The 24703-nt window shown below is 72.1% G+C and carries 24 protein-coding genes; 13 read left to right on the forward strand and 11 right to left on the reverse strand.

Features of this window, described 5'->3' with window-relative positions; translation table 11 throughout:
• The first annotated feature begins 10 nt into the window (after positions 1-10).
• The gene (locus C1I92_RS12210; RefSeq protein WP_111254936.1) at positions 11-346 is read left to right on the forward strand and encodes a hypothetical protein; all 336 of its coding nucleotides are present in this window, start codon (positions 11-13) and stop codon (positions 344-346) included.
• Positions 347-686: 340 nt separating this feature from the next.
• Here C1I92_RS12210 and C1I92_RS12215 read toward each other — a convergent pair whose 3' ends face one another.
• A complete protein-coding gene (locus tag C1I92_RS12215) occupies positions 687-1520 on the reverse strand; it encodes a DeoR/GlpR family DNA-binding transcription regulator (RefSeq protein WP_111254937.1) in 834 nt (277 codons plus the stop codon).
• 145 nt (positions 1521-1665) lie between these two features.
• Here C1I92_RS12215 and C1I92_RS12220 point away from each other — a divergent pair, with 145 nt between their 5' ends.
• From C1I92_RS12220 to C1I92_RS12240, 5 genes are read left to right on the forward strand one after another with little or no spacing between them, the layout of a single operon-like run.
• On the forward strand, positions 1666-2949 hold the full coding sequence (locus tag C1I92_RS12220; protein ID WP_111254938.1) for an ABC transporter substrate-binding protein: 1284 nt from the start codon (positions 1666-1668) through the stop codon (positions 2947-2949).
• A gap of 3 nt (positions 2950-2952) precedes the next feature.
• On the forward strand, positions 2953-3903 hold the full coding sequence (locus tag C1I92_RS12225) for a carbohydrate ABC transporter permease (RefSeq protein WP_199521165.1): 951 nt from the start codon (positions 2953-2955) through the stop codon (positions 3901-3903).
• A 1-nt stretch (position 3904) separates the two neighbouring features.
• Entirely contained in the window at positions 3905-4750 is an 846-nt protein-coding gene (locus C1I92_RS12230) for a carbohydrate ABC transporter permease (RefSeq protein ID WP_111254939.1), read from the forward strand.
• Positions 4751-4804: 54 nt separating this feature from the next.
• Complete coding sequence (locus C1I92_RS12235) at positions 4805-5665, forward strand: ketose-bisphosphate aldolase (RefSeq protein WP_111254940.1); 861 nt, start codon at positions 4805-4807, stop codon at positions 5663-5665.
• A gap of 13 nt (positions 5666-5678) precedes the next feature.
• Positions 5679-6905, forward strand: coding sequence for an ADP-dependent glucokinase/phosphofructokinase (locus C1I92_RS12240; protein WP_111254941.1), 1227 nt, complete (start codon positions 5679-5681; stop codon positions 6903-6905).
• Here C1I92_RS12240 and C1I92_RS12245 read toward each other — a convergent pair.
• The 5 genes from C1I92_RS12245 to C1I92_RS12265 are packed head-to-tail and all read right to left on the reverse strand — an operon-like array spanning position 6883 to position 13616.
• On the reverse strand, positions 6883-7467 hold the full coding sequence (locus C1I92_RS12245) for a class I SAM-dependent methyltransferase (RefSeq protein ID WP_111254942.1): 585 nt from the start codon (positions 7465-7467) through the stop codon (positions 6883-6885). The two genes, C1I92_RS12240 and C1I92_RS12245, sit on opposite strands and share 23 nt — an antisense overlap.
• 12 nt (positions 7468-7479) lie before the next feature.
• Positions 7480-9105: an exo-alpha-sialidase gene (locus C1I92_RS12250; protein WP_158564099.1), complete on the reverse strand. Its 1626-nt coding sequence runs from the start codon at positions 9103-9105 to the stop codon at positions 7480-7482.
• Positions 9106-9119: 14 nt separating this feature from the next.
• On the reverse strand, positions 9120-10034 hold the full coding sequence (locus C1I92_RS12255) for a dihydrodipicolinate synthase family protein (RefSeq protein WP_111254944.1): 915 nt from the start codon (positions 10032-10034) through the stop codon (positions 9120-9122).
• Position 10035: 1 nt separating this feature from the next.
• Positions 10036-11649: an FAD-dependent oxidoreductase gene (locus C1I92_RS12260; protein WP_111254945.1), complete on the reverse strand. Its 1614-nt coding sequence runs from the start codon at positions 11647-11649 to the stop codon at positions 10036-10038.
• Positions 11646-13616: an MGH1-like glycoside hydrolase domain-containing protein gene (locus tag C1I92_RS12265; protein WP_111254946.1), complete on the reverse strand. Its 1971-nt coding sequence runs from the start codon at positions 13614-13616 to the stop codon at positions 11646-11648. The genes C1I92_RS12260 and C1I92_RS12265 overlap by 4 nt, the downstream gene beginning before the upstream one ends.
• Positions 13617-13814: 198 nt before the next feature.
• Here C1I92_RS12265 and C1I92_RS12270 point away from each other — a divergent pair, with 198 nt between their 5' ends.
• Positions 13815-14684, forward strand: coding sequence for a phytanoyl-CoA dioxygenase family protein (locus C1I92_RS12270; protein WP_111254947.1), 870 nt, complete (start codon positions 13815-13817; stop codon positions 14682-14684).
• Positions 14668-15570 (forward strand): AraC family transcriptional regulator, encoded by a 903-nt coding sequence (locus C1I92_RS12275; RefSeq protein ID WP_146605113.1) that lies wholly within the window; start codon positions 14668-14670, stop codon positions 15568-15570. Before C1I92_RS12270 ends, C1I92_RS12275 begins: the two co-directional genes overlap by 17 nt.
• Position 15571: 1 nt before the next feature.
• On the opposite strand, the gene C1I92_RS12280 is transcribed toward C1I92_RS12275, so the two are convergent.
• Positions 15572-15796 carry a KTSC domain-containing protein gene (locus C1I92_RS12280; RefSeq protein ID WP_199521166.1) on the reverse strand — a complete coding sequence of 75 codons (225 nt, stop codon included), beginning with the start codon at positions 15794-15796 and terminating at the stop codon, positions 15572-15574.
• A 94-nt stretch (positions 15797-15890) separates the two neighbouring features.
• Here C1I92_RS12280 and C1I92_RS12285 point away from each other — a divergent pair, with 94 nt between their 5' ends.
• A complete protein-coding gene (locus tag C1I92_RS12285; RefSeq protein ID WP_111254948.1) occupies positions 15891-17591 on the forward strand; it encodes an ABC transporter transmembrane domain-containing protein in 1701 nt (566 codons plus the stop codon).
• Positions 17588-19354, forward strand: coding sequence for an ABC transporter ATP-binding protein (locus C1I92_RS12290; RefSeq protein ID WP_111254949.1), 1767 nt, complete (start codon positions 17588-17590; stop codon positions 19352-19354). Before C1I92_RS12285 ends, C1I92_RS12290 begins: the two co-directional genes overlap by 4 nt.
• Here the strand turns inward: C1I92_RS12290 and C1I92_RS12295 are convergent.
• Together C1I92_RS12295 and C1I92_RS12300 are read right to left on the reverse strand one after the other, a co-directional pair.
• Positions 19351-19926 carry a DinB family protein gene (locus C1I92_RS12295; protein ID WP_111254950.1) on the reverse strand — a complete coding sequence of 192 codons (576 nt, stop codon included), beginning with the start codon at positions 19924-19926 and terminating at the stop codon, positions 19351-19353. The two genes, C1I92_RS12290 and C1I92_RS12295, sit on opposite strands and share 4 nt — an antisense overlap.
• A 10-nt stretch (positions 19927-19936) precedes the next feature.
• Positions 19937-20344: a RidA family protein gene (locus C1I92_RS12300; RefSeq protein ID WP_111254951.1), complete on the reverse strand. Its 408-nt coding sequence runs from the start codon at positions 20342-20344 to the stop codon at positions 19937-19939.
• Positions 20345-20374: 30 nt separating this feature from the next.
• Between C1I92_RS12300 and C1I92_RS12305 the strand changes: the two genes are divergently transcribed.
• Both C1I92_RS12305 and C1I92_RS12310 read left to right on the forward strand, forming a co-directional pair.
• Complete coding sequence (locus C1I92_RS12305; RefSeq protein ID WP_111254952.1) at positions 20375-20941, forward strand: CGNR zinc finger domain-containing protein; 567 nt, start codon at positions 20375-20377, stop codon at positions 20939-20941.
• Positions 20942-21280: 339 nt separating this feature from the next.
• Positions 21281-21577, forward strand: a complete 297-nt coding sequence (locus C1I92_RS12310) for an HNH endonuclease (protein WP_111254953.1) — start codon at positions 21281-21283, stop codon at positions 21575-21577.
• Between the two features lie 19 nt (positions 21578-21596).
• Here C1I92_RS12310 and C1I92_RS12315 read toward each other — a convergent pair whose 3' ends face one another.
• Together C1I92_RS12315 and ychF are read right to left on the reverse strand one after the other, a co-directional pair.
• Entirely contained in the window at positions 21597-21899 is a 303-nt protein-coding gene (locus C1I92_RS12315) for a hypothetical protein (RefSeq protein WP_111254954.1), read from the reverse strand.
• A gap of 58 nt (positions 21900-21957) precedes the next feature.
• On the reverse strand, positions 21958-23031 hold the full coding sequence (gene ychF / locus C1I92_RS12320) for a redox-regulated ATPase YchF (protein WP_111254955.1): 1074 nt from the start codon (positions 23029-23031) through the stop codon (positions 21958-21960).
• Between the two features lie 130 nt (positions 23032-23161).
• On the opposite strand from ychF, the gene C1I92_RS12325 reads away from it, so the two are divergent.
• Positions 23162-24640, forward strand: coding sequence for a DNA recombination protein RmuC (locus tag C1I92_RS12325; RefSeq protein ID WP_111254956.1), 1479 nt, complete (start codon positions 23162-23164; stop codon positions 24638-24640).
• Positions 24641-24703: the final 63 nt, after the last annotated feature.

The following is a 24703-nucleotide window of genomic DNA, read 5'->3' on the forward strand; positions in this document are numbered from 1 at the left end:
CCGTGGTGCCGTGCCCGACCGACCTGAGATCGTCTGCATCTGCGGCTCGGCCCGGTTCGTGGACGAGCTGCGTGCGGCGAACCGTGAGCTGACCTTCGCAGGTGTCATCGTCGTCGCGCCCGGCGAAGCAGACGAGTCGATCACCGACGAGCAGAAGGCCGCTCTGGACGCCCTCCACCTGCGCAAGATCGACCTGGCCGACCGGGTTCTGGTCGTCAACCCCGGCGGGTACATCGGCGAGTCCACGAGCAGGGAGATCGCGTATGCACAGGCCACCGGCAAGCCGATCTCGTTCACCGATCCGGTCAGTGCCTCGCCGGCACCCTCCACAGGGTCCAGTCCTTGAGGAACACGGCCTGGATGAGTGAGGCCATTTGGTCTTCGGTCCTCTTGGTGCGCGTTCTTCGGCCATCCGTCAGAGGGGCCGCGGGTGTGGCGAGGGCGGGACGCTCGGCAGCGCCGACCTCGTCCTGGTGAGAGGCACCTCACGCGCGTCAGAACCGTTCGAGACCGGCTCGAAGCGGTGACATGGACCCCGGCGCGGGTGAGGTGCACCCGCGCCGTGTGAGCAACCCCCGGGCGCGGGCACGGTGCGGCATCGCTGCAGGCCGGGCGACACCGGTGAGCGCACGCCCGCGCTCCCCCGCCCGCACCCGCGACCAACGCCGAGAGTCGGCTCACTCGGCCTAGTCCTCGTCGGCGACCAGGACCTTCACGTCGGCCTCCTCCAACGCCCGGGCCAGCCCGGGCGACGGCGGGGCGTCGGTGATGAGGTAGTCCGCCCGGGCCAGCTCGGCCACCCGGGCGAACAGCCGGCGGTCGAACTTGGAGGAGTCGGCGAGCACCGCGACCGACGAGGCGCGGTCCATCATCTCGGCCATCATCGTGGCCTCGCCGAGGTTGCTGGTGGTGTACCCGCTGGCGGCGTCGACCGCGCCGACGGCGATGAGCGCGAGGTCGCACTGGATCTGCAGGTCGTCGCCGGGCGACATCCGCTGGAAGCTGACCGGCCCGACGGTGGCCTGCGCGCTGAACCGGACCTGGCCGCCGAACACGTAGAGGTCGCGGACGACGTCGGGGGCGATCTCGGCCGGTAGCCGCAGGCTGTTCGTCGCGATCGTGAGGTCGCGCTGGTCGCGCAGGTGTCGCACGACCGCGAGCGTGGTGGTGCCGGCGTTGACGATGATCGCCGCGCCGTCGGTCACCAGCCCCGCGGCCAGCGCGCCGATCTGCTCCTTCGCCGACGCCTGCATGCGCATCCGCACGTCCAGGCCGGTGTCGGGCCGGGGGACGGCGGACAGCCCGACCGCTCCGCCGTGCGTGCGGATCAGCACGCCCTCAGAGTCGAGCTGGTCCAGGTCGCGCCGGATGGTGTCGAGGGAGACGTCGAAACGCTCGGCCAGCTGCGCGACCGTGACCTGCCCGACCTCGCTGACGTATGAGGCCAGTGCGGCCTTCCGTCCGGCGGGGAGTCGGCGGGGCTGGCCGGTCGCGTCGCCAGCGGGTGTCTGCGCGGCCATGCCAGATTTCTAGCACAGAACCGCAGAACGCGCGAGATCGGCGGCCTTGACGTGCGACTCTCTCCAGACTATGGTCCCCAGCACCAGCATAAAGCTGCACTAAGTCGCACTATCTCGCATAGAGAACTCGAAGGAGAGTGACGAGATGAGCAACGGCGCCCTCACGAGACGACGGATCTTCGCCGTCCTCGGCGCGTCGGCCCTCGCGCTGACCGCCGCGTGCGGTGGTGGCGACTCCGGCGACGACTCCGCCGGCGGCGAGGTCACGCTGGAGTTCAGCCAGTGGTGGGAGCCGGAGCTTCCCGACGGCTCGCTGCGCGCGCTGATGGACCGGTTCGAGGAGGAGAACCCCGGCATCCGGGTCGAGCTGCTCAGCGGGCCGTACGCGTCGACGAAGGAGCAGGTCGTCGCCGGCGCCGCCGCGGGCACCATGTCCGACGTCGTCGGCCTGGACGGCGCGTGGGTGAGCGACTTCGTCGACCAGGGCTCGATCGCCAGCCTGACCGGCCTGATGGACGACGCCGGGTACGACGACAGCGCGCTGGCCTCGCAGGTCCAGCTCGAGGGCGAGACCTACATGATCCCGGTCGTGAACTTCGTCTACCCGCTGTTCACCAACGACGACCTGCTCGCCCAGGCCGGCATCACCGCGCCGCCCACGAACCGCACCGAGTTCGAGGCGGCGGCGACCGCGCTGTCCGGCCTCGGCGAGAACGTCAGCGGCTGGGCGCTGCCGCTGTCGCTGGAGACGCCGAACGGTGTCCAGAACGACGTCATGTCGTGGGTCTGGGCCTCCGGCGGCAGCATGCTCGCCGACGGGCAGCCCGACGTCACCAACGACGAGGTCCGCAGCGCCGTCGAGTACGTGAAGGCGCTGTGGGACGACGGCGCCATCGCGCCGGGCTCGTTCACGATGAAGGAGCAGGACAAGGTCGAGGAGTTCACCAACGGCCGCGTCGGCATGGTGATCAGCTCGCTCGCGCACGTCAACACGATCCGCGAGGCGAACCCGGACCTGAACTTCAGCATCTCCGCGATCCCGGCCGAGGACTCCTACAGCGGCGAGCGCGGCATCCCCTACGCCTCCTGGGGCATCGGCGTCGCCGAGAACAGCGAGCACAAGGAGGAGGCCTGGAAGCTCATCGACTTCCTGCTCTCCGAGGACGTCAACGCCGAGCTGTCGACGCTGGCCAACGCGTTCCCCGGCAACACCGCCTCGGTGCCGGACTTCGTCGAGGGCGACGAGCTTTTCGGCGCCGCGTTCGAGATCTACCAGAGCGGCTACCCGGCCAACGAGTTCACCGGCCTGCCGGTCGCCGAGGAGCTGATGCGGATGTTCAGCGAGGAGCTGCAGCGGGCTCTGGACGGCGAGCAGTCCGTCGACGACGCGCTGGAGACCGCACAGGACCGCTGGCTCGAGGAGTTCTGACCGTTGTCCCAGCTGACCCTTCGACCGGCCGAAGCCGGCGACGGCGGGCCCCAGGCCCGGCGTCCCGGCCCGCGGCCCGGGCGCCTGCGGCGATCGCTGACGCCGTACCTGTACCTGCTGCCGACCGTGCTGCTGCTGGTCGCGCTGATGGTGCTGCCGATCGTCATGGTCGTCGGCTACTCGGTGATGGACAACGTCATCACCACCAGGAGCTCCGAGTCGGTCGGGCTGGACAACTACGTCGAGGTCGTCACCGACCCGGTGTTCCACACGGCGATCCGCAACACGCTGTACTTCACCGTCGTCAGCGTGCTCGCCCACCTCGTGCTGGGGCTGGCCTTCGCCCTGCTGCTGAACAGCGCGTTCGTGGGACGCTGGGCCAAGGCGATCTTCCGGGCGATCTACGTGCTGCCGTGGCTGTTCACCATCGCCGTCGTGGCGGTGCTGTGGCGGCTGCTGCTCAACCCGAACGGCGTCGTCAACTACCTGCTCGACGTCACCGGGTTCATCGACGGCAACGTCGAGTGGCTGGCCGATCCGGACACCGCGCTGCACGCGGTCACGTTCATCAACATCTGGTGCGGCTATCCGTTCTTCATGATCAGCCTGCTGGCCGGGTTGCAAGGCATTCCGAAGGACCTCTACGAGGCGGCCCGGGTGGACGGCGCCAGCGCGTTCCGGCAGTTCTGGCACGTCACCATCCCGCAGCTGAAGCCGATCATCATCAGCATGGCCCTGCTGGACTTCATCTGGACGACGCAGCAGTTCGCGCTGATCTGGATGACCACCGGCGGCGGGCCGATCAACGTCACCGAGATGCTCAGCACGTTCACCTACAAGCTGGCGTTCAGCAAGTACGAGTTCTCGATGGCCTCCACCAGTGCGGTGATCATTCTCGCGCTGTCGATGGTGCTCGCCTTCTTCTACGTCAGGCATCAGAAGGTGCGTGATTGACATGGATCTGCCCAACGTCCGCCGCCGCGGCCTCAAGCGGACCGGTGTCTATGCCGGTCTGACGCTCGGCGCGATGTTCGCCGGGCTGCCGGTGCTCTGGATGGCGCTGAGCTCGTTCAAGTCCAACAGCGAGATCTTCGAGTACCCGCCGCGGATCATCACCGACAACTTCTCCTTCGACGCCTACACGACGATCCTCACCGACCCGGCCAAGCTGCGGTTCTTCCTCAACAGCTACGTCATCGGGCTGTCGGTGGTGGCGCTGACGCTGGTGGTGGCGATCTTCGCCGCGTACGCGTTCAGCCGGTACGACTTCCCGCTCAAGCGGGTGCTGAACGTCGTCGTGATCAGCGTGCAGGCGGTCCCGCCGATCACCCTGCTGATCCCCTATTTCGGGCTGATGGTGACGCTCGGTCTCTACAACACCTATCCGGGGCTGATCCTCACCTATCTGGTGTTCACGCTGCCCTACGCGATCATCATGATGACCGGCTATTTCAACACGCTGCCCAAGGAGCTGGACGAGGCCGTCAAGGTCGACGGCGCCGGTCCGCTCACCGCGTTGTGGCGCATTCTGGTGCCGATCTCGGTGCCCGGCCTGGTGTCCGTCGGGCTCTACACGTTCATGATCGCGTGGAACGAGTTCCTGTTCGCGCTGACGCTCACCCGCACCGAGGACATGCGCACCGTCCCGATCGGCATCCAGCTGCTGATGGGCCAGCACTCGTACGAATGGAACGAGATGATGGCGATGAGCGTGCTGGGCTGCGTCCCCATTCTCGTGCTCTTCCTCTTCTTCCAGCGGTTCTTCATCGGAGGTATGAGTGCCGGCGCCGTGAAGATCTGACCCGCATTCCCGACGAGAACGCACCCCACCGAAATTGCTGAGGAGACCTGGAACATGCTGGTGAATGGCCGCGACCTGCTCGCCGTCGCGCACGACAACGACTTCGCCGTCCCCGCATTCAACATCAGCGACTACGCGATGCTGAACGGAATCGTCGACATCAGCGAGGAGAAGCAGGCGCCGCTCATCGTCGCCATCCACCCCGACGAGCTGCGCCACACCGGCGACGACGTCATGGCGTCGGTGATCGCCCGGGCGCACCGTGCCAGCGTGCCGGTCGCGATCCACTTCGACCACGGCACGACGTACGAGCAGATCCTGCTCGCGATCCGGACCGGGTTCACCTCCATCATGATCGACGGCTCGATGCTGCCGTTCGCCGAGAACGTCGCGCTGACCAGGCGGGCCACCGAGGCCGCGCACGCGCTGGGCATCTCCGTCGAGGGCGAGCTGGGGACGATCGGCAAGACCGACGCCGAGGCCGAGGACGGCACCGACGCCATCATCTACACCGTCCCCGACGACGCCGTCACGTTCGTCGCCGAGACCGGCGTCGACTCGCTGGCGGTCGCGATCGGCACCTCGCACGGCATCTACCCGTCCTGGATGAAGCCCGAGCTGAAGCTCGACCTGCTGCAGGACATCGCCGCGAAGGTCGACGTGCCGCTGGTGCTGCACGGCGGCTCCGGCAACCCCGACGACGAGATCGCCCGGTCGGTGAAGCTCGGCATCAACAAGATCAACATCTCGTCCGACATCAAGGTCGCCTACCACGACAAGCTGCGCGAGGTGCTCGCGGATACGTCGCTGCGGGAGCCGAACACGATCCAGCCGCCGGCGATCGCCGCGATGAAGGTCACCGCGGCGCAGAAGATCGACCTGTTCGACGCCGCCGGCAAGGCCGCGCTGTACTGAGGGCCGTCCCCACATGACCGAACGTCTGGTGCTGGGCCTGGGCGGTACCGTCGACTACGAGATCGCCTGGGACGTCGCGACCCTCGAACGGCTGGTCGCCGAGCACGGCATCCGCGCGGCCGAGCTGTCGACGTCGGTCCCGATCGTCAGCGAGCGGTCGCTGCTGGTGACGCTGCTGGCGTTCGTCCGCGACGGCCTGGGCGGCGAGCGGTTCGTCGCCTCGTCGGAGATCGTCGCGGGTCTGGCGGCACAGTTCGACACCCGGGTCACGCTGGGCGGGACCTGCGTGCGGGCGGCGCTCGGGCTGGCCGCGGCCGGCGTCGGCAGCACGGTGCACCTGGTCAGCATCGACGACCACGTGCGCCGGCTGCTGCCGCCGTCGGTCTCGTACCTCTGCAGCGCCGACGCCGACTCGCTGGACCCGCACCTGATCGTCCAGTACCCGGCCGGCGCCCGGATCCGGTCCGGCGACATCGACCTCACCGCCCCGCACGCGAACCGGCTCATCTACGTGCACGATCCGCCGAACCGGGAGCTGCGGCTGCACCCGGGCCTGGGCGACGCGCTGGCCGCGGCGGACGTGTTCCTGGTGTCCGGGCTGAACTCCATCCAGTCACCTGCCGTGCTGGCCGAGCGGCTGGACTCGCTGCGGGCGGCGGTCGCGCGGCTGCCGGAGGGTGCGCTGACGTTCTACGAGGACGCCGGCTACCACGTGCCGGAGATCGCGGCGGCCGCGCGGGCCGGCGTGCTGGAACTGGCCGACGTGTACTCGATGAACGAGGACGAGCTGGGCGAGCGGCTCGGGGCCGCTCCCGATCTGCTGGATCCGCCGGCGGTGGTGGCGGCGTTGCGGGCCCTGGTGGAACTGGTGCCGGCGCCCGTCGTCGTGGTGCACACGAAGTACTGGTCGGTGGCGCTGGGCTCTGCGGCGGGCCGGCTCGAGGCGGGCCGGCTCGAGGCGGGCCGGTTCGAGGCGGCGCTGCGCGGTGGGATCGCGCTGGCCAGCGCCCGTTACCTGAGCGGCGACGGGCTGACGGCGGACGCCGTCGACGCGGTGGCGTCGCTGCCGGTACACGCGGGCGGCTCCGCGGTGGTGACGGCCGTGTCGACGGCGTTCGGTGCGGGTGGGGTGGGGGTGGCGGCGTACGTGCTGGACACGGCGACGCCGACCAGCATCGGCCTCGGCGACACGTTCGTCGGGGGCTTCCTCGCCGCCGTCAGCGGTGCCGGAGGACGCTGACGGCGAAGTCGGCGTCGTCGTGCCAGGCGCGCAGGTCCCAGGTGGCGAACCGGTGCTCCAGTCGTAGCCCGGCGTCCTCGGCGTAGCGGTCGAAGTCGGCCAGCGCCAGATGCCGGTTCACGTGGAAGCCGACGATCACGAAGCCGTCCGGCACGACGTGCCCGCCCCCCCGCCGCAGTACGTCGGTCTCCGTGCCCGGCGCGACGAACACCATGACGTTCCCCGCCATGACCGCCGCGTCGAACGTCTCGCCGAGATCGAGCTCGGACAGGTCGCCGACGAGGTAGCGCGGGCCCGGATAGTCCGTCCGCGCCGCCTCGATCAGCGCCGGGTCGACGTCGACGCCGACGACGGTGTGGCCGCGCTCGTGCAGCGCGCCGGCGATACGGCCGGTGCCACAGCCGGCGTCGAGGACCCGAGCGCCGCGCGGCAGCATCGCGTCGACCAACCGCGCCTCACCGGTGAGGTCGGCGCCGTCAGCCGCGAGCTTGCGGAACCGCTCGATGTACCACTGCGAGTGGCCCTCTTTGGTCTCGGACAACCAGCGCGTCGGCTTCGCCACCCTGCCATCACATCACGCGAGCACCAGCCCGACGAGGTCGGGCGCGAACCGCACCCCCGTCGAGTCGACGTGCTTGTCGACGACGGTGAAGCGGACGGTGTGCCGGCCGCGGGCCAGCTCCACCCGGCCGACCAGCTCGGTCCGGAACGAGCGCACCGACACCGTCGACGTGTCGATGGGTCCGCCCAGCCGCGAGCCGTCCACGTCGATGACGACCACGCCGCCGTTGGCCAGGTGCCGGAACCGCGCGTAGAGGTCGTACCGGCCGCCGCGGGTGATCTCGATCGCCGCCTCGAGGTACTGGCCGTAGTCGGTGGCGCGCACCTCGACGACGGCGCCGCCGCTGGCCATGGCGTCCGCCGCCGGGACCACGGTGACGCCGGGTGTCGCGGTCAGCGGCACGTCCTCGACCTCGAACGACAGCCGGGTCGCCGGGCCGCGGCGGCCGGTGTCGGCGCCCGACGTCAGCCAGGCGAGGTCGAACGTCGCGAACACGATGTCGCGGGAGAAGCTGGTGGTGACGCCAGGAACGTGCTCGCGTCCGTACAGGACGCCGATCCGCCCGTCCGGCAGCGCCACCGTGTCCGAGTACGACGCCGGCCCCTCGGTCAGGACCCGGCTGTACGGCCAGCTCATCCCCTCGTCGTAGGAGATCGAGACGGTCATGTTCCGCCGCGTCGGCGAGTCGGTGCGCGAGAACACCAGCCGGCTGTCCTCCCGCTCGCCGAGCCCCGTCAGCCGGGCGATGCCGGTGTCGATCGCGTTGACCGGCCGCGCCGCGGCGTCCAGCACCGGCGGCGACCAGGTGGCGCCGCGGTCGGTGCTCACCGACGTGATCCGCGGATGCGTGCCGCCCGACGCATACCGGCCGAGCACCACCAGCGTGCTGTCCGGCCGCTCGATCAGCCGGGCCTCGTTCAGCGGGTACGCGCCGTCCAGCGGGACGCCGCCACCGGCCTGCCAGGTGGCGCCGCCGTCGTCGCTGTGGATGACGGTGACGCCGTAGCGCCGCTCGGCGACCGGGAAAGCGATCGCGCGACGGTGCCAGACCTGCACCATCAGCCGGCCGTCGGACAGCTGCAGGCCGTGGCCGGGGCCGGGCATGTGCAGCGTCTGCCCGTTCGGGTCGCCGTCGAACAGCTGCGTGAGCTCCTGCGGCGACGACCACGTCTCGCCGTCGTCGTCGCTGGTCACGACGTACAACCGGGAGCTGTCCGGCGAGCCGCCGGTGTTGCCGGCGTCGCGGAAGCACTCCGCGTGGAACAGGAAGATCCGCCCCGTCGACCGGTCGACCAGCGGCGTCGGGTTGACGAAGGACTGCACGCCGTCGGAGCGGCGCACGTAGCGCAGCGGCTCCCAGGTGCGGCCGCCGTCGCGGCTGCGGCGCACGGCGAGGTGGTGCGGGTCGGCGTCGTGCGGGGTGAGGCGGGCCTCGGCGAAGGCCAGCACCGAGCCGGCCACCGTCGTCGTCAGGCCGAAGACGTGGAAGACGGCCAGGCCGTCGTCGCCGGCGCGGAACACCAGCGACTCCTCGAACTCGCCCTCGGCGGCGCCGGTGGCGGCGAACGACGGCGTGGCCGAGGCGAGCACGCCGGCGGCGGCGGTGCCGAGGACGAGGGTGCGACGGCTGAGTTCCACGAGATCTCCTTCGATCAGCGGGCGGTGACCAGGTGCGCGTCGAGCGGGCGGAGCAGGTCCAGCAGGCCGGCCCGCTCGTCCGGCGTCGCCGGCACGAACGGGGCGGCGACGTGCGGAGGGCAGAGGCCGCGGGCGGCGAGGACGGCCTTGACGGCGGGCACGCCGCGGCGGACGGTGTGCAGCGCGAGCACGCGATCGGCGATCTCCTGGGCCGCGTCGGCGTCGGACGTCCGGCCGGACCGGAACGCGTCGTACAGCTCGGCGCAGAGCACCGGCGCCAGGTTGGCGATGCCCGGCACGATGCCGTCGGCGCCCGCCTCGAGCCCGGCGACCAGCTGCGTCTCCGAGCCCTGGCTGACGCCGACGTCCGGGCGCCGGCGGGCCGCGGCGACGATCCGGCCGAACAGGGCGAGGTCGCCGGAGCTGTCCTTGATGCCCACGACGTGCGGCATCGCCAGCACCTCGTCGAGCACCGCGGGCGTCATCGGCACGCTGTAGCTCGGCACGTTGTACGCGACCACCGGCACGCCGAGCCCGGCGAAGGCGGCGAAATGCGCAACCACCTCGTCGTCGCGGTGCCGGAAGTAGATCGGCGGGCTGACGACGACGGCGTCCGGCTCGGCCAGGCGGACGGCGTCGGCCCGCTGCAGCGCCTCGGCGGTGCCGGCGGCCGTGACGTTGACCAGCACCGGCCCGTCGCCGGTCCGCTCCCGCCAGTGCGCCGCGACGCCGGCCGCGAACTCCGTCATCGACGCCTGGGTCAGCAGCGGGCCCTCCCCGTTGCTGCCGAACAGCATGAGGCTGCGCGCGCCGGCCGCGGCCAGCGCGTCCAGCAGGTCGTACGCCGCCGCGGCGGACGGCTCGCCCGGCGCGCTCATCGGCGTCACCAGCGGGACCATCACCCCGCTGAGGAGGTCTCGGCCGTTCATGTCAGTACCCCTTGATCTCCGGCCAGGCCAGCTCGACGCCGTCGGCGGCCAGCTCGTCCTGGAAGGCGCCCAGCAGGGCGCCGGACTCGTGCACCTGGCCCGGCTCCAGCCCGCCGGCCAGGCAGTGCGCCGCCAGCGCGCCGGCGACCTCGCCGACGTTCCACTCGACGGGGTGCAGCCGGTAGCAGCCGTTGGTGATGTGCGTCGTGCCGATGTTCTTGCCGGCCGGCAGCAGGTTGCGCACCCGCTGCGGCAGCAGCGCGCCGAGCGGGATCTGGAACGGCGAGCTGGCGACGTCGATATAGGTGTCGCCGCCGGTCGACGGGTGCAGGTCGATGCGGTACATCCCGATGCCGACGGAGTCCGGGTACGCGACCGCGCCGGCCGAGCCGCGGACCGCCAGCGACAGGTCCTGCTCGACCACCGTGCGGCGGGCCCTGATGCGGCGCGACTCGCGGATGTACGGCGCCTTCGCCAGCCCGTCGGCCGTGCCCATGACGTCGCCGCGCAGCCGTAGCCCCCGCCAGCCGGTGCCGCCGTCGGGCCGCGGCGCCTCGGTCTGCAGCCAGTACAGCATCGACATGGACAGCTCGCGGGCGCCGGCGAGGTGCTTGTCGCGCTCCTCGTCGCTGACGCCGATCAGCGACCCGGGCACGTAGTCGATCATCGGCCAGTTGACGACGGTGACGTCGCTCTCGGCGAACCCGGGCCGGAACACCGACCGGGCGACGATGCGGCGGAAGGCCCACAGCTCGCGGTCGCCGGGGTCCTTGGACTGGTCGGCGACGACCGGGCCGGTGTCGCCGTTGGGCACGAAGGCGCGCTCGAACGGCTCGAGTGTGCGCGGGTCCGGCGCACGCAGGCTGATCAGCGGGTTCGGCCACTTCGGCGGCTGGTACTCGCGCCAGGCGGCGTACCCGGCCGGCCGGTCGATCGTGTGGTCCTCGCCGGCGCGGTGGTCGACGGCGAACACCCAGGAGAACGCCTGCAGGTTGTCCGGCTGCGCCTGGTCCGGCGCGCTCGGCTCGCCGGTGTCGTGCCGCGACTCGAACCCGGTGACGTGCTCGGTGCCGGTGAGCGGCAGCAGGTCGCCCAACTCGGTCGCGTCCAGGAGGTAGGGGGCACGGACCTCCAGCCTGGTGCCGTCGGGGCCCTCGACCACGACGGCGGTGACGCGGTCGCCGTCGACGCTCGCGGCCACCGGGCGGTGCCGGTACAGGACGCGCAGCCGGCCGGCCGCGATCCACGGCGCCACCATCGCCTCCAGCACGGCGGCGCCGACCCGCGGCTCATGGCACAGCCGGCTGACCTTCCCCTGGCCGGGGTTGAGGTCGCGTGCGTCGCGGGCCCAGCCGGCCAGCGGGTACCAGGCGCGGTAGTAGGCGCGGATGTTCTCGCGCAGCTCGCGGTAGCTGCGGGTGCTGCCGAACTGCTCGATCCACGCGTGCTCGTCCGGCGGGACGCCCTGGCTGGTCAGCTGGCCGCCGATCCAGTCGGTCTCCTCGGTGAGCAGGACGGACCTGCCTCGTCGCAGTGCCGCGAGGGCCGCTGCGACGCCGCCGAGCCCGCCGCCCACCACGAGGATGTCGGCCGTCCTCGCCGTCTCGCTGCTCACGCGTGGGATCCCTCTCTGACGAACTGGACATGCCGGGTGTCGCCGTCGACGGTGACGGCTTGCGGCCCGCCCTCGATGTCGGTGATGCGCGCGTCGCCGGTGCCGGTGACGGTGGCGCTGACCTCGTCCGGCGTGCGCCGGTACGCGCTCACGACGACGCCCGGCGCCGCGTCGATCAGGACGGCGCCGTCGAGCGTCACGACCAGCCGGTCGCCCGCGCGCACCGTCAGCCGGCCGTCGCCGAGCGGCAGGCCGGCCAGCTCGGCCGGCTCGCCGGGATGGGCGAACCGCCAGCCGTCCGGCCGGGCCTCGGCCAGCTCGCCGAACGCGAGGTGCGCCAGCAGCCCGCCCCACGCCATCAGCCCGTCCGACCGCTGCTGGAATCCGGTGAGGTCCTCACCGTCGAAGGCCGGGTAGTTCTCCCGGACCGCGCTGTGCGCCTCCCACTCGGTGAGGAACAGCTCCAGCAGCGCCGTGCTGACGGCGCGGCTGTGGTCACGCAGGTCGTAGCGGCGCAGCCCCTGGACCGCGAGGTAGGCCATCGGCGCCCAGATCCGGCCACGCCAGTAGGTGGCGGCGAAGCCGGGGTCGTTCCGCGCGACGCTGGGCAGCGGCCGGTCGCCGCCGAGCACGCCGGGCTGGAGCAGGACGTCCGCGACGTGCCGTGCCGTGGCCGGGTCGGGGAAGCCGCCGAGCAGCGGGTAGAGCAGCGTCGGCGAGACGTGCGGGTCGTGGCTGCCGTCCGCGCGCAGGTTCCGGTAGCCCTGCGCGGCCTCGTCCCAGAACAGCGCCGCGGCCCGCGCACGAGTGCGCTCGGCCGCTGCGGTGAGCCGGGCCGCCGTAGCGGCGTCGCCGAGCAGCTCGGCCATCATGGCCAGGGCCTCGGCGTCGGCAATGTGTAGCGCGTTCAGGCCGGCGTCGGCGAGGTCCATCGTGTGCGTCGCCGGGTCGTACGCGGCCTCGTCGTACATCGGCGAGTCGTCCAGCCCGGACTCCCGCTTCGCGCGGTCCAGCGTCGCCGACTCCGGGTCGCCCTCGATCGGGTCCGAGCCCCACGCCAGCAAGCCGTGCGGCCCGACGCGATGCGCCGGCCACCAGTCGTGCCAGGCCAGCAGCGCGTCGAAGGTCTCCTCCAGCAGCGCCCGGTCGCGGGTCCGGTCGGAGAGCCCGCCGGACAGGTACGCCGACAGCACCGTCAGCGCGCCGACCGGCGGCTGCGACCGGTCCCAGGTGGTGCCGCGCTCGTCGCTGACCCGGTTCGGGATCATCCCGGCCGCGTCGGCGAACGGCAGGATCTGGCCGAGGATGCCGCGCGCGTAGTCGCGGTCGACGAGGCTCGCGACCAGCCCGGTGAAGAACGTGTCCCACGCGTGCAGCGCCCAGCTGCCGTAGAAGCCCTGCCGCTCGGCGGAGACGAAGTCGCGCGACGTCGGGGTGAGGACGCGGCCCAGGTCCGGCGCGTGGATGGTGTTCCAGGTGACGGCGCGGGTCAGCGCGTCGGCGGCGTCGCGGTACCGGCCTCCGGACCTCGGGCGGACGGCGTCGGCGGCGGCCCGGCGCCGCTCGATCACTTCGCCGACATCGTGCACCGTCGCGGCCGAGTTGCGCGGGGCGATGAGGAGGTCGTCGCCGGCACGGTCCAGCCGCCAGCCGTCCTTCCCCGGCCAGTCGACGACGACCGTGCCCGCGGACGCGCCCCGGACGTACAGCTCGTCGCCCGGCCCGCCGGCCATCGTCAGCCGCAGCTCGACCCCGTCCGCCTCGACCGTGACCTCGGCGAACGAGCCGTCGACGGTGTGGTGGCCGAGCCGGACCAGGCCGCGCCGCCAGGTGAACCCGTCGAACACCGGCCGGCCGGCGGCGTCCAGGAGACCGAACCGGACCGCGAGCCCGGACGGCAGGTGCGTCATGCCGGTGTGGGTGCGGACGTCCCAGGTGCTCCAGCCGCGTGGTGCGGGGGCCGTCATGCGCTCGCCGATCTCCCTCCGCGGGCACTAATACGTATTAGGACAACGGACTCGACTGTAACGGCGGCGTTTCCGGCTCGTCAAGGGATGACAGGATTCGCCATCATGCTGCACAGTGACGCCATGGCCGCCCGGGGTGCGCCGCGAGCAGGATGCGAGACGTCGGCCTATTCGCACCGAACCGCCTGGAGACCCGTCATGACCGTCGCGCCCATCGCACCGCCGTCGACCCTGGAGAGCCGCTACGAGCAGGATGGATTCGTCATCCTGAAGGACGTGCTCAGCCGCGCCGAGCTCGACGCGCTGCTGGCCGAGACCGCGCGGATCTGCCGTGGCGAGCTCGGCGCGATCGAGGGGGCGGTCGCGTCGTCGCCGGACGAGAGCGACGACGAGGTGATCCGCCGGTTCCTCTGCGTCCACTATCCGCACAAGCTGTCGTCGCTGATGCTGGACACGATGCGCCATCCCGCGATCGTCGACGGCCTGACCCGGGTCATCGGGCCGAACGTCAAGGCGATGCAGTCGATGCTGTTCGTCAAGGCCGAGGGGAAGCCGGGCCAGGCCTGGCACCAGGACGAGATGTTCATCCCGACCCGGGACCGCTCGCTCACCGCCGCGTGGATCGCACTCGACGACGCGACCGTCGAGAACGGCTGCCTCTGGGTGCTGCCCGGCTCGCACCGCGGCGGCGTCATCTACCCCAACCGCGAGCACGAGGACCCGCGCTACGACTGCACCGTCGAGTCCTACGACTTCCCCTGGACCGACGACGACGCGGTGCCGGTCGAGCTGAGCGCCGGATCGGTGCTGCTGTTCAACGGGTACCTGCTGCACAAGTCGCTGCCGAACACCGGGAAGCACGGCTACCGGCGCGCGCTGGCCAACCACTACATGAGCGCGGAGTCGCTGCTGCCGTGGGCGCCGCCGCACGAAGGGCAGACCATGGCGCAGGCCGACTTCCGCGACGTCGTGCTGGTGGCCGGCCGCGACCCGTACGCCTACAAGGGGATCGAGCAGCTGCGCACGCCGCGGATCCGGCCGGATCGCGACGGTGGCTGTGACCGCTGAGGTCGCTGTGGCGGGGTTCGGGGTGGGGCTGGCGCCCCGCCTCGGCCCCGCCGTCGCGGACTACCCGCCGGGCTCGACGTTCGGCCCGCGCGACGCCCGCACGTACGAGTTCGTCTGGCTGCTGTCCGGCAGCGCGACCTGGCGCTGGGACGACCTGCAGGTACCGCTGACACCGGGGACGTTGCTGCTGGTCCGGCCGGGGATGCGCGACGCGTTCCGCTGGGATCCGCGGCGGCCGACCCGGCACGCGTACGTGCACTTCACGCTGGCCGGGCCCCCGTTCGACGATGCGGCGTGGCCGGTCGTGCGGGAGCTGGGCGGCCGGCCGGACCCGATGGGCGCGCTGTGCCAGTACCTGCTCTGGCTCGGCGCCGCGTGCCCGCCCGGCTGGCACGACCGGGCGGCCGAGACGCTGCGGCTGCTGGTGCTGACGTTCCTCGCGCCGCCTGCCGAGCCGGCCGGCTCGGGCGCCGGCGACGGAGGGCTGCCGGCGCCGGTGGTCGCCGCGATGTCCGCCGTACGGACCGCATGGGCCGACGGTGTCGCCCGGCCGGTTCCGCTGGAGCGGCTGGCCGCGGCCGCCGGCGTGTCCGTCTCGACGCTGTGCCGGGCGTTCCGGCGCCGCTTCGGGGTCGGGCCGGTCGCCGCGCTGGAGCGGCTCCGGCTGGCCCGGTCCGAGCCGCTGCTGTGGATGAGCAACCTGTCGCTGCAGGCCATCGCGGTGCAGTGCGGGTTCGCCGACGCCTACCACTTCTCCCGCCGGTTCCGCGCCGTCTACGGCGTCGCGCCGAGCGCGTTCCGGGCCACCGCGCCGCAGGCCGCTCCCCCGTCGCCGCTGGCCGCGTCGGGGCTGGCCGCGCTGGAGCAGCTGACCCCGGCGCCGTGAGCTATCCCTGCACCTGCTCGGCCTCGTAGCGCGGCTTGATCTCCTCGTTGAGGTAGGCGCCCATGCTGTCGGCCCGCATCATCGCCTCGACGTCCAGCGGGTCGACGTCGAGGTAGCGGTAGACGGCGCCGGACTCGAACTCGACCTCGAGCGTCCACGTCTGCGGGTCGTAGCCGACGGAGCGCAGCGCGGACGACGACACCGGCCAGCGTCTGATCCTGCCCATCGACTCGATCGTGTCGCCACGCGTCGGCAGGGTCAATAGTCGCGCCGAAATCGCGTTGCCGCCGGGGTGTATGGCGACTAGGGTCTCGAATCTTGTGCGGCGCTTTCCCGAACCGGACCCCGGTGTCCCCAGCCGCCTCACTCCGGGCCGCTACCTGCTCTGGCTGGCCCGCGTCCAGTTCGGCGTCGTCCTGCTCGGCGCGTTCTACGGCTGCCTCTGGCCGACCGCGCAGGCGCTGATCCCGTACGCCGTCGGCCGGGCCATCGACGACGGTCTGACCGGGCGCGACCGCGGCGACCTGCTGCTGTGGGGCGGCGTCGTGCTGGCCCTCGGCGTCGCCCAGGCCGCCGCCGGCATCCTGCAGGACCGGTGCGCACTGACCAACGCTCTGGGAGCGCGGTACAGGACGTTGCAGCTGGTCACGCGGCAGGCGGCGCGGCTCGGCGCGACGCTGCCGCGGAAGACGTCGGCCGGCGAGGTGCTCAGCGTGGGCGTCGCCGACGTCACCGCGATCGGGCGGGCGCTGGACCTCAGCTCGCGCACCATCGGCGCGGTCGCGTCCATCGTCGTGGTGGCGGCGATCATGCTGGCGACGTCGTGGCGGCTGGGGCTGGTCGTGCTGGCCGGGGTGCCGCTGATCGTGTGGGCGACGGCGCTGCTGCTACGGCCGCTGCACGACCGGCAGACCCGGCTGCGGGTCCAGCAGGCGGAGCTGACCGCCCAGGCCGTCGACATCGTCGGCGGGCTGCGGGTGCTGCGCGGGATCGGCGGCGAGTCGCTGTTCGGGCGGCGCTACGACGACGAGTCGCAGCGGGTCCGGCACGCCGGGGTGCACGTCGCCCGCGCCGAGGCGGCGCTCGAGGTGGCCCGGATGCTGCTGCCCGGCCTGCTGGTCGCGGCGATCGTGTTCCTCGGCGCGCGGCAGGTGCTCTCCGGCGAGCTGACCGGCGGCCAGCTGGTCGCGTTCTACGGGTTCGCGGTGTTCCTGGCCACGCCGGTGCGGCGGATCGTCGTGGGCGCGGGCGCGATCATGAAGGCGCTCGTCGCGGCCCGGCGCGTGGTGACGCTGCTGGCGCTGTCGCCGTCGATCGGGCCGGGCGGTGGGTCGGCGGCGCTGGCGGGCGGTGTGCTGGTGGATCCGGTGTCCGGGCTGCTCGTCGAGGAGGGACGGTTCACGGCGGTCGTGTGCGCGGCGCCGGGTGACGCGGCCGCGCTGGCGGACCGGCTGGGCCGGTACGTGGAGTCGTCGGTGACGTACGGCGGGCTGCCGCTGGCGTCGGTCGACGTCGACGAGGTGCGGCGGCGGATCCTGGTGTCCGGCAACGACGCGCGGCTGTTCGCAGGTCTGCTGCGGACGGAGCTCTGCGTGGATCGGGAGGCCGACGATGCGGAGCTGCTGGCCGCGGTGGACGTCGCGTCGGCGGCGGACGTGCTGGAGGCGCTGCCGGACGGGCTGGACACCGTCGTGGCCTCGGGTGGGAAGGAGTTCTCCGGCGGCCAGCTGCAGCGGTTGCGACTGGCCCGGGCCGTGCTGACCTCGCCCGACGTTCTCGTGCTGGTCGAGCCCACCAGCGCCGTCGACGCGCACACCGAGGCCCGGATCGCCGCCCGGCTGGCCGCGGCGCGGGCCGGCCGGACCACGGTCGTGTTCGCGACCAGCCCGATCCTGCTGGACCACGCCGACTCCGTCGTCCTCGTCGACGCCGGCGCCGTCGTCGCGACCGGGACGCACGCGTCGCTGCTGGCCGATCCGCGGTACCGGGCGCTGGTCGCGCGTGAGGAGGGCCCGGCATGAGCGGGACGCCGGGCGCGTCGGCCGCGGGCCTGCCGGTCGCGTCGGCGCGGGAGGTCCGGCGGCACGCACGCCGGCTGGCGCTGCGGGAGCGCCGGTCCGTCGCCGCCGCCGTCGGGCTCCACGCGCTCGCCGCCGCGTCCGGGCTGGCCGGCCCGTGGCTGCTCGGCCGGCTGGTCGAGGACGTCACCGCCGGCGTCGACGACGTCACCCGGATCACGCTGCTGATCTCGCTGTTCGTCGTGGCGCAGGCCGTGCTGAGCGCGCTGGCGATGTTCGTGTCGGCGCGGCTCGGCGAGAAGGTGCTGGCCCAGCTGCGCGAGGAGTTCGTCCACGGCGTGCTGGCACTGCCGCTCGGCGCCGTCGAGGAGGCCGGCGCCGGCGACCTCATCACCCGCACCACGCGCGACGTCGACCTGCTGGCCCGCGCGGTGCGCTACGCGATCCCGGAAACGCTGATCAGCGTCGTCACGATCGTGCTGACGCTCGGCGGGCTGGTGCTGCTCGGGCCGCTGCTGGCGCTGCCGGCGCTGGTCGGGGTGCCGATCCTGTGGGCCGTCACCCGCTGGTACCTGCGTCGCGCCCGGGCCGCCTACCTGCGGGAGAACGCGTCCTACTCGCAGCTCGCCGAGGGTCTGGCCGAGACCGTCGACGGCGCGCGGACGGTCGAGGCGTTCCGGCTCGGCTCCCGGCGATCGGCGCGGATGGACCGCGACATCGTGACGTCGTACGCGGCGGAGCGGGCGACGCTGCGGCTGCGCACGGTGTATCTGCCGACGATCGACGTGGCGTTCGTGCTGCCGGTGGTCGCGACGCTGGTCGTCGGCGGGCTGCTGCACCTCGACGGCGTCGTGTCGCTGGCCGCGGTGACGGCGGCGACGCTGTACACGCAGCAACTGCTCGCGCCGGTGGACACGCTGCTGTTCTGGCTCAACGAGCTGCAGATCGGCGGGGCGGCGATGGCACGGTTGCGGGGAGTACGGCGCGATCCGGCCTACCCCGAGGGTGAGTGGGCAGCGCCGGCCACCGATACCGTAAATGAAGAAATGATCGAGGTCCGCGGGGTGAGCCATGCCTACCGGCCCGGCCACGACGTCCTCCATGACGTCTCCCTCACCATCGCCCCCGGCGAGCGCCTCGCCGTCGTCGGCCCGTCCGGCGCCGGCAAGTCCACCCTCGGCAAGCTGCTCGCCGGCGTCCACACCCCGCGCGCCGGCACGATCACCGTCGGCGGCGTCCCCGTCTCGTCCCTGCCGCTCGACCGGCTGCGCACCGAGGTCGCCCTCGTCACCCAGGAGCACCACGTCTTCCGCGGCACGCTGCGCGACAACGTCGTCCTCGCGCGGCCGTCGGCCTCCGACGCGTCGGTCGAGGCCGCGCTGCGCGCCGTCGACGCCTGGGACTGGGCGTCGACGCTGGGCCTGTCCGCTGCCGTGGGGTCCGGCGGCGCCGAGCTGTCACCGGCGCAGGCGCAGCAGCTCGCGCTGGCCCGGCTGGTGCTGGCCGACCCGCACACGCTGGTCCTCGACGAGGCGACGTCGCTGCTCGACCCGCGCGCGGCCCGGCACCTGGAGCGGTCCCTGGCCGCGGTCCTCGCCGGGCGGACGGTGATCGCGATCGCGCACCGCCTGCACACCGCCCACGACGCGGACCGGATCGCCGTCATGGAGGACGGCCGGATCGTCGAGCTCGGCACGCACGACGAGCTCGTCGCGGCCGGTGGTTCCTACGCCGCGCTGTGGCGGTCGTGGCACGGCGGGGGTTAGAACTCCTCGGCGGTGCGCTTGAGCTTCTCGACGTAGTCGGCCCACCCCTGCGCGTCCTGGTCGGGGAGGTTGCTCACGTCCTTGCGCAGGCCGATCTCGCCGTCGATCGTCTCGCGGACGATGTCGGCGTGACCCGCGTGCCGGGCGGTCTCGGCGATCATGTGCACGAGGATCCAGTGCAGCGTGACCGGGTTGCGGTCCTCGGGCCACCACGGCACCGTTCCGGTGTCGTCCAGCGCGAGCGCGTCGATCGTCGCGTCGGAGTGCGCGATCGTGCGCCGGTAGAAGTCCGTCACCCACTCGATCGTCTGGTCCGGCGTCGCCCAGAAGTCGGCGTTCGGCTCGGCGTCGTCGTCCAGCCACGGCATCGGGTCGGGGGCCGGCCGGCCGAAGACCTCGCCGAAGTAGCCGGCCTCCATGCTCGCGACGTGCTTGACCAGCCCGAGCAGGTTGGTCCCGGTCGGCGTCATCGGCCAGCGGGCATCGCGCTCGCTGAGGCCGTCGAGCTTCCACAGCAGCGCGTCGCGCTGGGCCTGCAGGTAACGCTTGAGGGTGCTCTTCTCGTCCGGCATGCGGGCGAGGCTACCCGGCGGGCGGCACCGCCGCGACGGCCTCGATCTCGACCAGCGCGCCCGGCACCGCGAGGCCCGCGACGAACGCGCCGGTGATGGCCGGCGGGTTCGGCCGCTGACCCCAGACCTCGCCGAACGCGGCGAAGCCCTCCTGCAGCGACGCGCCCTCCTTGATCAGGATCGTCCATTTCACGACGTCCTCGGGCTTCGCGCCGGCGGCCTCGAGCACTGTCAGCAGGTTCGTGAGCGCCTGCCGGGTCTGGCTCGCGATGTCCGGCGCCACGACCTGCCCGCTCCCGTCGACGCCGTTCTGGCCGCCGATGAAGACCAGGTCCGCGCCGGCGGCGACCCGCACGGCCCAGCTGAACGCGGGGTTGGAGTGCATGGACTCGGGGTTGATGTGCGTGATGAGCGTCATAGGTTCACCGTAACCAGTTATAGTGGTTTCATGCAACGCCGTTCGGACCTCCCGCTCTCCGTCCGTGTGCGCTTCCTCACCGGCCGCGTCTCGCTCGACTTCAGCCACACCGGCGGCGAGGGCGAGTCCGCCCGCTGGGAGATCGTCCACTCCCCCGACGAACTCGCTCACTGGCTCTCCGTCATCCTGTCCGTCGACGGCCTGACCGCCGGGCCGGCCGACCTGGCGGCGATGCGGCCGCTGCGGACGGCGATCACGGACGCGGCCCGGTCACTGGCGGCGGGTGGCTCCGTCCGCCCGTCTGACATCGAGGTCATCAACGCCGCGGCGGCGTCGCCTCCGCTGGTGCCCTCCCTGGGCGTGGTCGGCGCCGGGGTCGGCTGGGCCTCCCCGACGACGCCCGCCGCGCTGTCGACGATCGCCCGCGACGCGATCGACCTGTTCGCCGGTCCGCTGGCGTCGCGAATCCGCGTCTGCGCGTCGGAGACCTGCGGCCTTCTCCTCGTCGACACCTCCCGCCCCGGCAAGCGTCGCTGGTGCTCGATGCAGCGCTGCGGCAACCTCGCCAAGGTCCGCGGCTACCGTCAGCGCATGTGACGTGGTCCCTGCGGTCCCCGGCGGCAGATGGCGGTAAGCTGGAGCTGCCGGCGGAGGTGCTTCCACCACCAGTGATGCCGGCTGGCCGCGACGCAGTCCCACATCGGTGCTGCGCCGCGGTCTTTTCATTCACGAGTCATGACGCTGTACGCCTCAGTCGTTCCTCGCCGCCCGCACAGGTGATCTCGGCTAGGGACTCGGCACACAACGGGCACCGCAGCGAGACCGCCGCCCCGCACACGCACGTCAATCCCCGGATCAAGCGATGGGTGCCCGTACGCTCACACCGTGCCGTCCCGCCGTCGAGCCGCGATCTACGCCCGTCGCCGGAAGCGCCGGATGGACAAGGTCGAGCACGACCTGACCGATGCCCAGTGGGCGACACTGGTCGCCGCGTGGGGCGGCTGCGCCTACTGCGGCGCCGCCGACGCGCACCTGCAGAAGGACTGCATGCTCCCCATCTCCCGCGGCGGCCGCTACACGCTGGCCAACGTGGTGCCGGCCTGCCGGTCCTGCAACGCCAGCAAGTGCAACGCCGAGGTCACCACCTGGATGCGCAGGAAGAAGCTGGACGAGCAGGCCTTCCTCGTCCGCCAGGCCGAGATCGCCCGCTCCGCCGGCAACCCGGTGCGCTGACCGCACGGCGACCCGCTAATCAGGATCGCTGGCGCGTCGCGGGATCGTTGTCGTCCGACCGGAGCTCGGTCCAACTGCCGTCCGGCAGAAGCCGCCGCGCCTCCGAACGGAAGCGACTCCTATCAGTGGGCGCGCTGAAACGGAACGTCACCTCATGGTCGGCGACGGCCCAGTCCCGCTCGCCAGTTCCTCCCCACGCGATCTGCTTGAACCGCCCGGACTCGCATTGCTGGGTGAGCCCGCGCAGCATGTGGAGCACGGCGGGGTCATCGGTTCGCACCGTCACGCTGTAGCGACAAGCTTCGTAGTCGACGTCCGCCATCGAAAGTGCCTCCACGCTCTCCTGGGATCGCTGGTTCCCATGCCGGCCGGCACGCGGCTCAGACATTGAAGCGGAACTCGACGACGTCGCCGTCGGACATGACGTAGTCCTTGCCCTCCATGCGGACCAGGCCCTTCGACCGGGCCTCCGTCATCGAGCCGGTCGCCACCAGGTCGTCGTACGAGACGACCTCGGCTTTGATGAAGCCCTTCTGGAAGTCGGTGTGGATGACGCCGGCTGCCTCGGGGGCGGTGGCGCCCTTGCGGATCGTCCAGGCGCGGGCTTCCTTGGGACCGGCCGTGAGGTAGGTCTGCAGGCCGAGCGTGTCGAAGCCGACCCGGGCGAGCATGTCGAGGCCGGACTCCTCCTGGCCCATCGACTGCAGCAGCTCCAGCGCCTCGGCCTCATCGAGCTCAGACAGCTCCGCCTCGATCTGCGCGTCGAGGAAGATCGCCTCGGCCGGCGCGACCAAGGTGCGCAGCTCGGCCTTCAGCGCGTCGTCGCCGAGTTCTTCGTCGTCCATGTTGAAGACGTAGAGGAATGGCTTGGCCGTGAGGAGGTGCAGCTCGCGCAGCGGCTCGGGCTCCAGGCCGGCGGCGAAGACGGTCTGTCCGCCGTCGAGGATGGCCTTGGCCCGCTCGACGGCCGCGACGGTCTCCTGCTTCTCCTTGGCCATCCGCGCCTCCTTGACCAGGCGCGGCAGCGCGTTGTCGATGGTCTGCAGGTCGGCGAGGATCAGCTCGGTGTTGATCGTCTCGATGTCGGCCTTCGGCTCCACCCGGCCGTCGACGTGGACGACGTCGGGGTCGTTGAAGACGCGGATGACCTGGCAGATCGCGTCGGCCTCGCGGATGTTGGCGAGGAACTTGTTGCCCAGGCCCTGACCCTCGGAGGCGCCCTTCACGATGCCGGCGATGTCGACGAAGCTGACGGTGGCCGGCAGCTGGCGCGCGGAGCCGAAGGTCTCGGCGAGCTTCGCCAGCCGCGGATCGGGCACGCCGACGACGCCGACGTTCGGCTCGATGGTGGCGAACGGGTAGTTCGCGGCCAGCACGTCGTTCTTCGTCAGCGCGTTGAACAGCGTGGACTTGCCGACATTGGGCAGGCCGACGATGCCGATGGTGAGACTCACAGGTGCCAAGGGTACGTGCCCCGGCCGCCGCACACGAAGCGGATCTTGAACTGCGACGAAAGCCCTGTTCCGGACCGGTTCTCGCCGCGCCTCCCCGACTTTGTCGGAGGTCCCCGGCAAAGTAGCCCCCATGAACGTCTCCACCGTCCTCATCGCCCTCGTCGCCCTGTTGCTCGGCGGCGCGGTCGGCGCGCTGCTCGTCCGCGTCCGCACGGCCGGCGCCGCCGCGACGGTGGCCGCCGAGCGCGACGCCGCGCGGGCCGAGCTCGACTCCGTCCGGCGCGAGAAGGCCGACCTGCAGGCCGAGCGTGAGGTCGACCGCGAGCGCATGCTCGACGCCCAGGCGGAGCAGACGCGGCTGGAGACCGAGCTGGCGCACGCCCGCAGCAGCGGCGAGGAGAAGCTGGCTCTGCTCCGCGCCGAGCAGGAGCGGCTGACGCAGGAGTTCCAGCGGCTGTCGGCCGACGCGCTGCGGCAGAACCGCGCCGACTTCCTCGAGCTGGCGACGGAGCAGTTCAAGGGCTCGGAGGAGCGGGTCAAGACCGAGCTGGAGCACCGCCGGCTGGCCGTCGAGGCGATGGTGAAGCCGCTGAACGACCAGCTCGAGAAGGTCACCACCCACGCTCACCAGCTCGAGAAGGCCCGGGCGACCGCCTACGGCGAGCTGCGCAACCAGCTCGAGACCATGGGCAAGAGCTCCGAGCAGCTGCGGCTGGAGACCCAGCAGCTCGTGACGGCGCTGCGGGCGCCCCAGGTGCGCGGCCGCTGGGGCGAGCTGCAGCTGCGCCGGGTCGTCGAGGCCGCCGGCATGGTCGAGCACGTCGACTTCTCCGAGCAGGCCACCGCCGACACCAGCGACGGCAAGCTCCGCCCCGACCTCGTGGTCAGCCTGGCCGGCGGCAAGAAGGTCGTCGTCGACGCGAAGGTGGCGTTCAACGGCTACCTCGAGGCCATGGAGGCCCGCGACGAGGCCACCCGCGACAAGCGGCTGGCGGCGCACGCCCGGCACCTCAAGACGCACATCGAGTCGCTGGCCGCCAAGCAGTACTGGGAGCAGTTCGCGCCGACGCCGGAGTTCGTCGTCATGTTCGTGCCGTCCGACGTGTTCCTCAACGCCGCGATGGAGCAGGACCCGACGCTGTTCGAGCACGCCTTCGAGCGCAACGTCGTCATCGCGACGCCGTCGACGCTGGTCGCGCTGCTGCGCACGGTCGGATACACCTGGCGGCAGGAGGCGCTGGCGCAGAACGCGCAGGAGGTGCTGACACTCGGCCGCGAGCTGCACTCCCGGCTCGCCACGATGGGCGGCCACCTCGCCCGGCTCGGTCGTCAGCTCGACGGCGCGGTCAAGGCCTACAACGACGGGGTCAGCTCGCTGGAGAGCCGGGTGCTGGTGAGCGCCCGCAAGATGGCCGACCTCAAGGTGGTCGACGAGGAGCTGGAGGCGCCGCCGCAGGTCGAGCGGGCAGCCCGGCAGCTCCAGGCGCCGGAGATGGTCGACGACGCGCTGATCGCGCTGGAGGACATCCAGGTCGACCCGCGGTTCGGCCTCGGCCCGGCGACCGGGAAGGGGTCGCGGTCGCGGCGGCGCAGCGGCACCGACGGCTGACGGCGGACCGGGCGGGCGGCCCGGTCGCGGCGGCGCCCGCGTGTACGTGTGCCGGTGGCGTGC

The sequence above is a fragment of the Jiangella anatolica genome, from assembly GCF_003236295.1.
Lineage (GTDB): Bacteria > Actinomycetota > Actinomycetes > Jiangellales > Jiangellaceae > Jiangella > Jiangella anatolica.

Coding starts and splice junctions, on each gene's coding strand:
- C1I92_RS12265 (WP_111254946.1), bottom strand. CDS start 13,616: ATGACGGCCCCCGCACCACGCGGCTGGAGCACCTGGGACGTCCGCACC.
- C1I92_RS12300 (WP_111254951.1), bottom strand. CDS start 20,344: ATGACGCTCATCACGCACATCAACCCCGAGTCCATGCACTCCAACCCC.
- C1I92_RS12270 (WP_111254947.1), top strand. CDS start 13,815: ATGACCGTCGCGCCCATCGCACCGCCGTCGACCCTGGAGAGCCGCTAC.
- C1I92_RS12310 (WP_111254953.1), top strand. CDS start 21,281: ATGGACAAGGTCGAGCACGACCTGACCGATGCCCAGTGGGCGACACTG.
- C1I92_RS12290 (WP_111254949.1), top strand. CDS start 17,588: ATGAGCGGGACGCCGGGCGCGTCGGCCGCGGGCCTGCCGGTCGCGTCG.
- C1I92_RS12325 (WP_111254956.1), top strand. CDS start 23,162: ATGAACGTCTCCACCGTCCTCATCGCCCTCGTCGCCCTGTTGCTCGGC.
- C1I92_RS12235 (WP_111254940.1), top strand. CDS start 4,805: ATGCTGGTGAATGGCCGCGACCTGCTCGCCGTCGCGCACGACAACGAC.
- C1I92_RS12255 (WP_111254944.1), bottom strand. CDS start 10,034: ATGAACGGCCGAGACCTCCTCAGCGGGGTGATGGTCCCGCTGGTGACG.
- C1I92_RS12240 (WP_111254941.1), top strand. CDS start 5,679: ATGACCGAACGTCTGGTGCTGGGCCTGGGCGGTACCGTCGACTACGAG.
- C1I92_RS12215 (WP_111254937.1), bottom strand. CDS start 1,520: ATGGCCGCGCAGACACCCGCTGGCGACGCGACCGGCCAGCCCCGCCGA.
- C1I92_RS12305 (WP_111254952.1), top strand. CDS start 20,375: ATGCAACGCCGTTCGGACCTCCCGCTCTCCGTCCGTGTGCGCTTCCTC.
- C1I92_RS12280 (WP_199521166.1), bottom strand. CDS start 15,796: ATGGGCAGGATCAGACGCTGGCCGGTGTCGTCGTCCGCGCTGCGCTCC.
- C1I92_RS12220 (WP_111254938.1), top strand. CDS start 1,666: ATGAGCAACGGCGCCCTCACGAGACGACGGATCTTCGCCGTCCTCGGC.
- C1I92_RS12315 (WP_111254954.1), bottom strand. CDS start 21,899: ATGGCGGACGTCGACTACGAAGCTTGTCGCTACAGCGTGACGGTGCGA.
- C1I92_RS12230 (WP_111254939.1), top strand. CDS start 3,905: ATGGATCTGCCCAACGTCCGCCGCCGCGGCCTCAAGCGGACCGGTGTC.
- C1I92_RS12295 (WP_111254950.1), bottom strand. CDS start 19,926: ATGCCGGACGAGAAGAGCACCCTCAAGCGTTACCTGCAGGCCCAGCGC.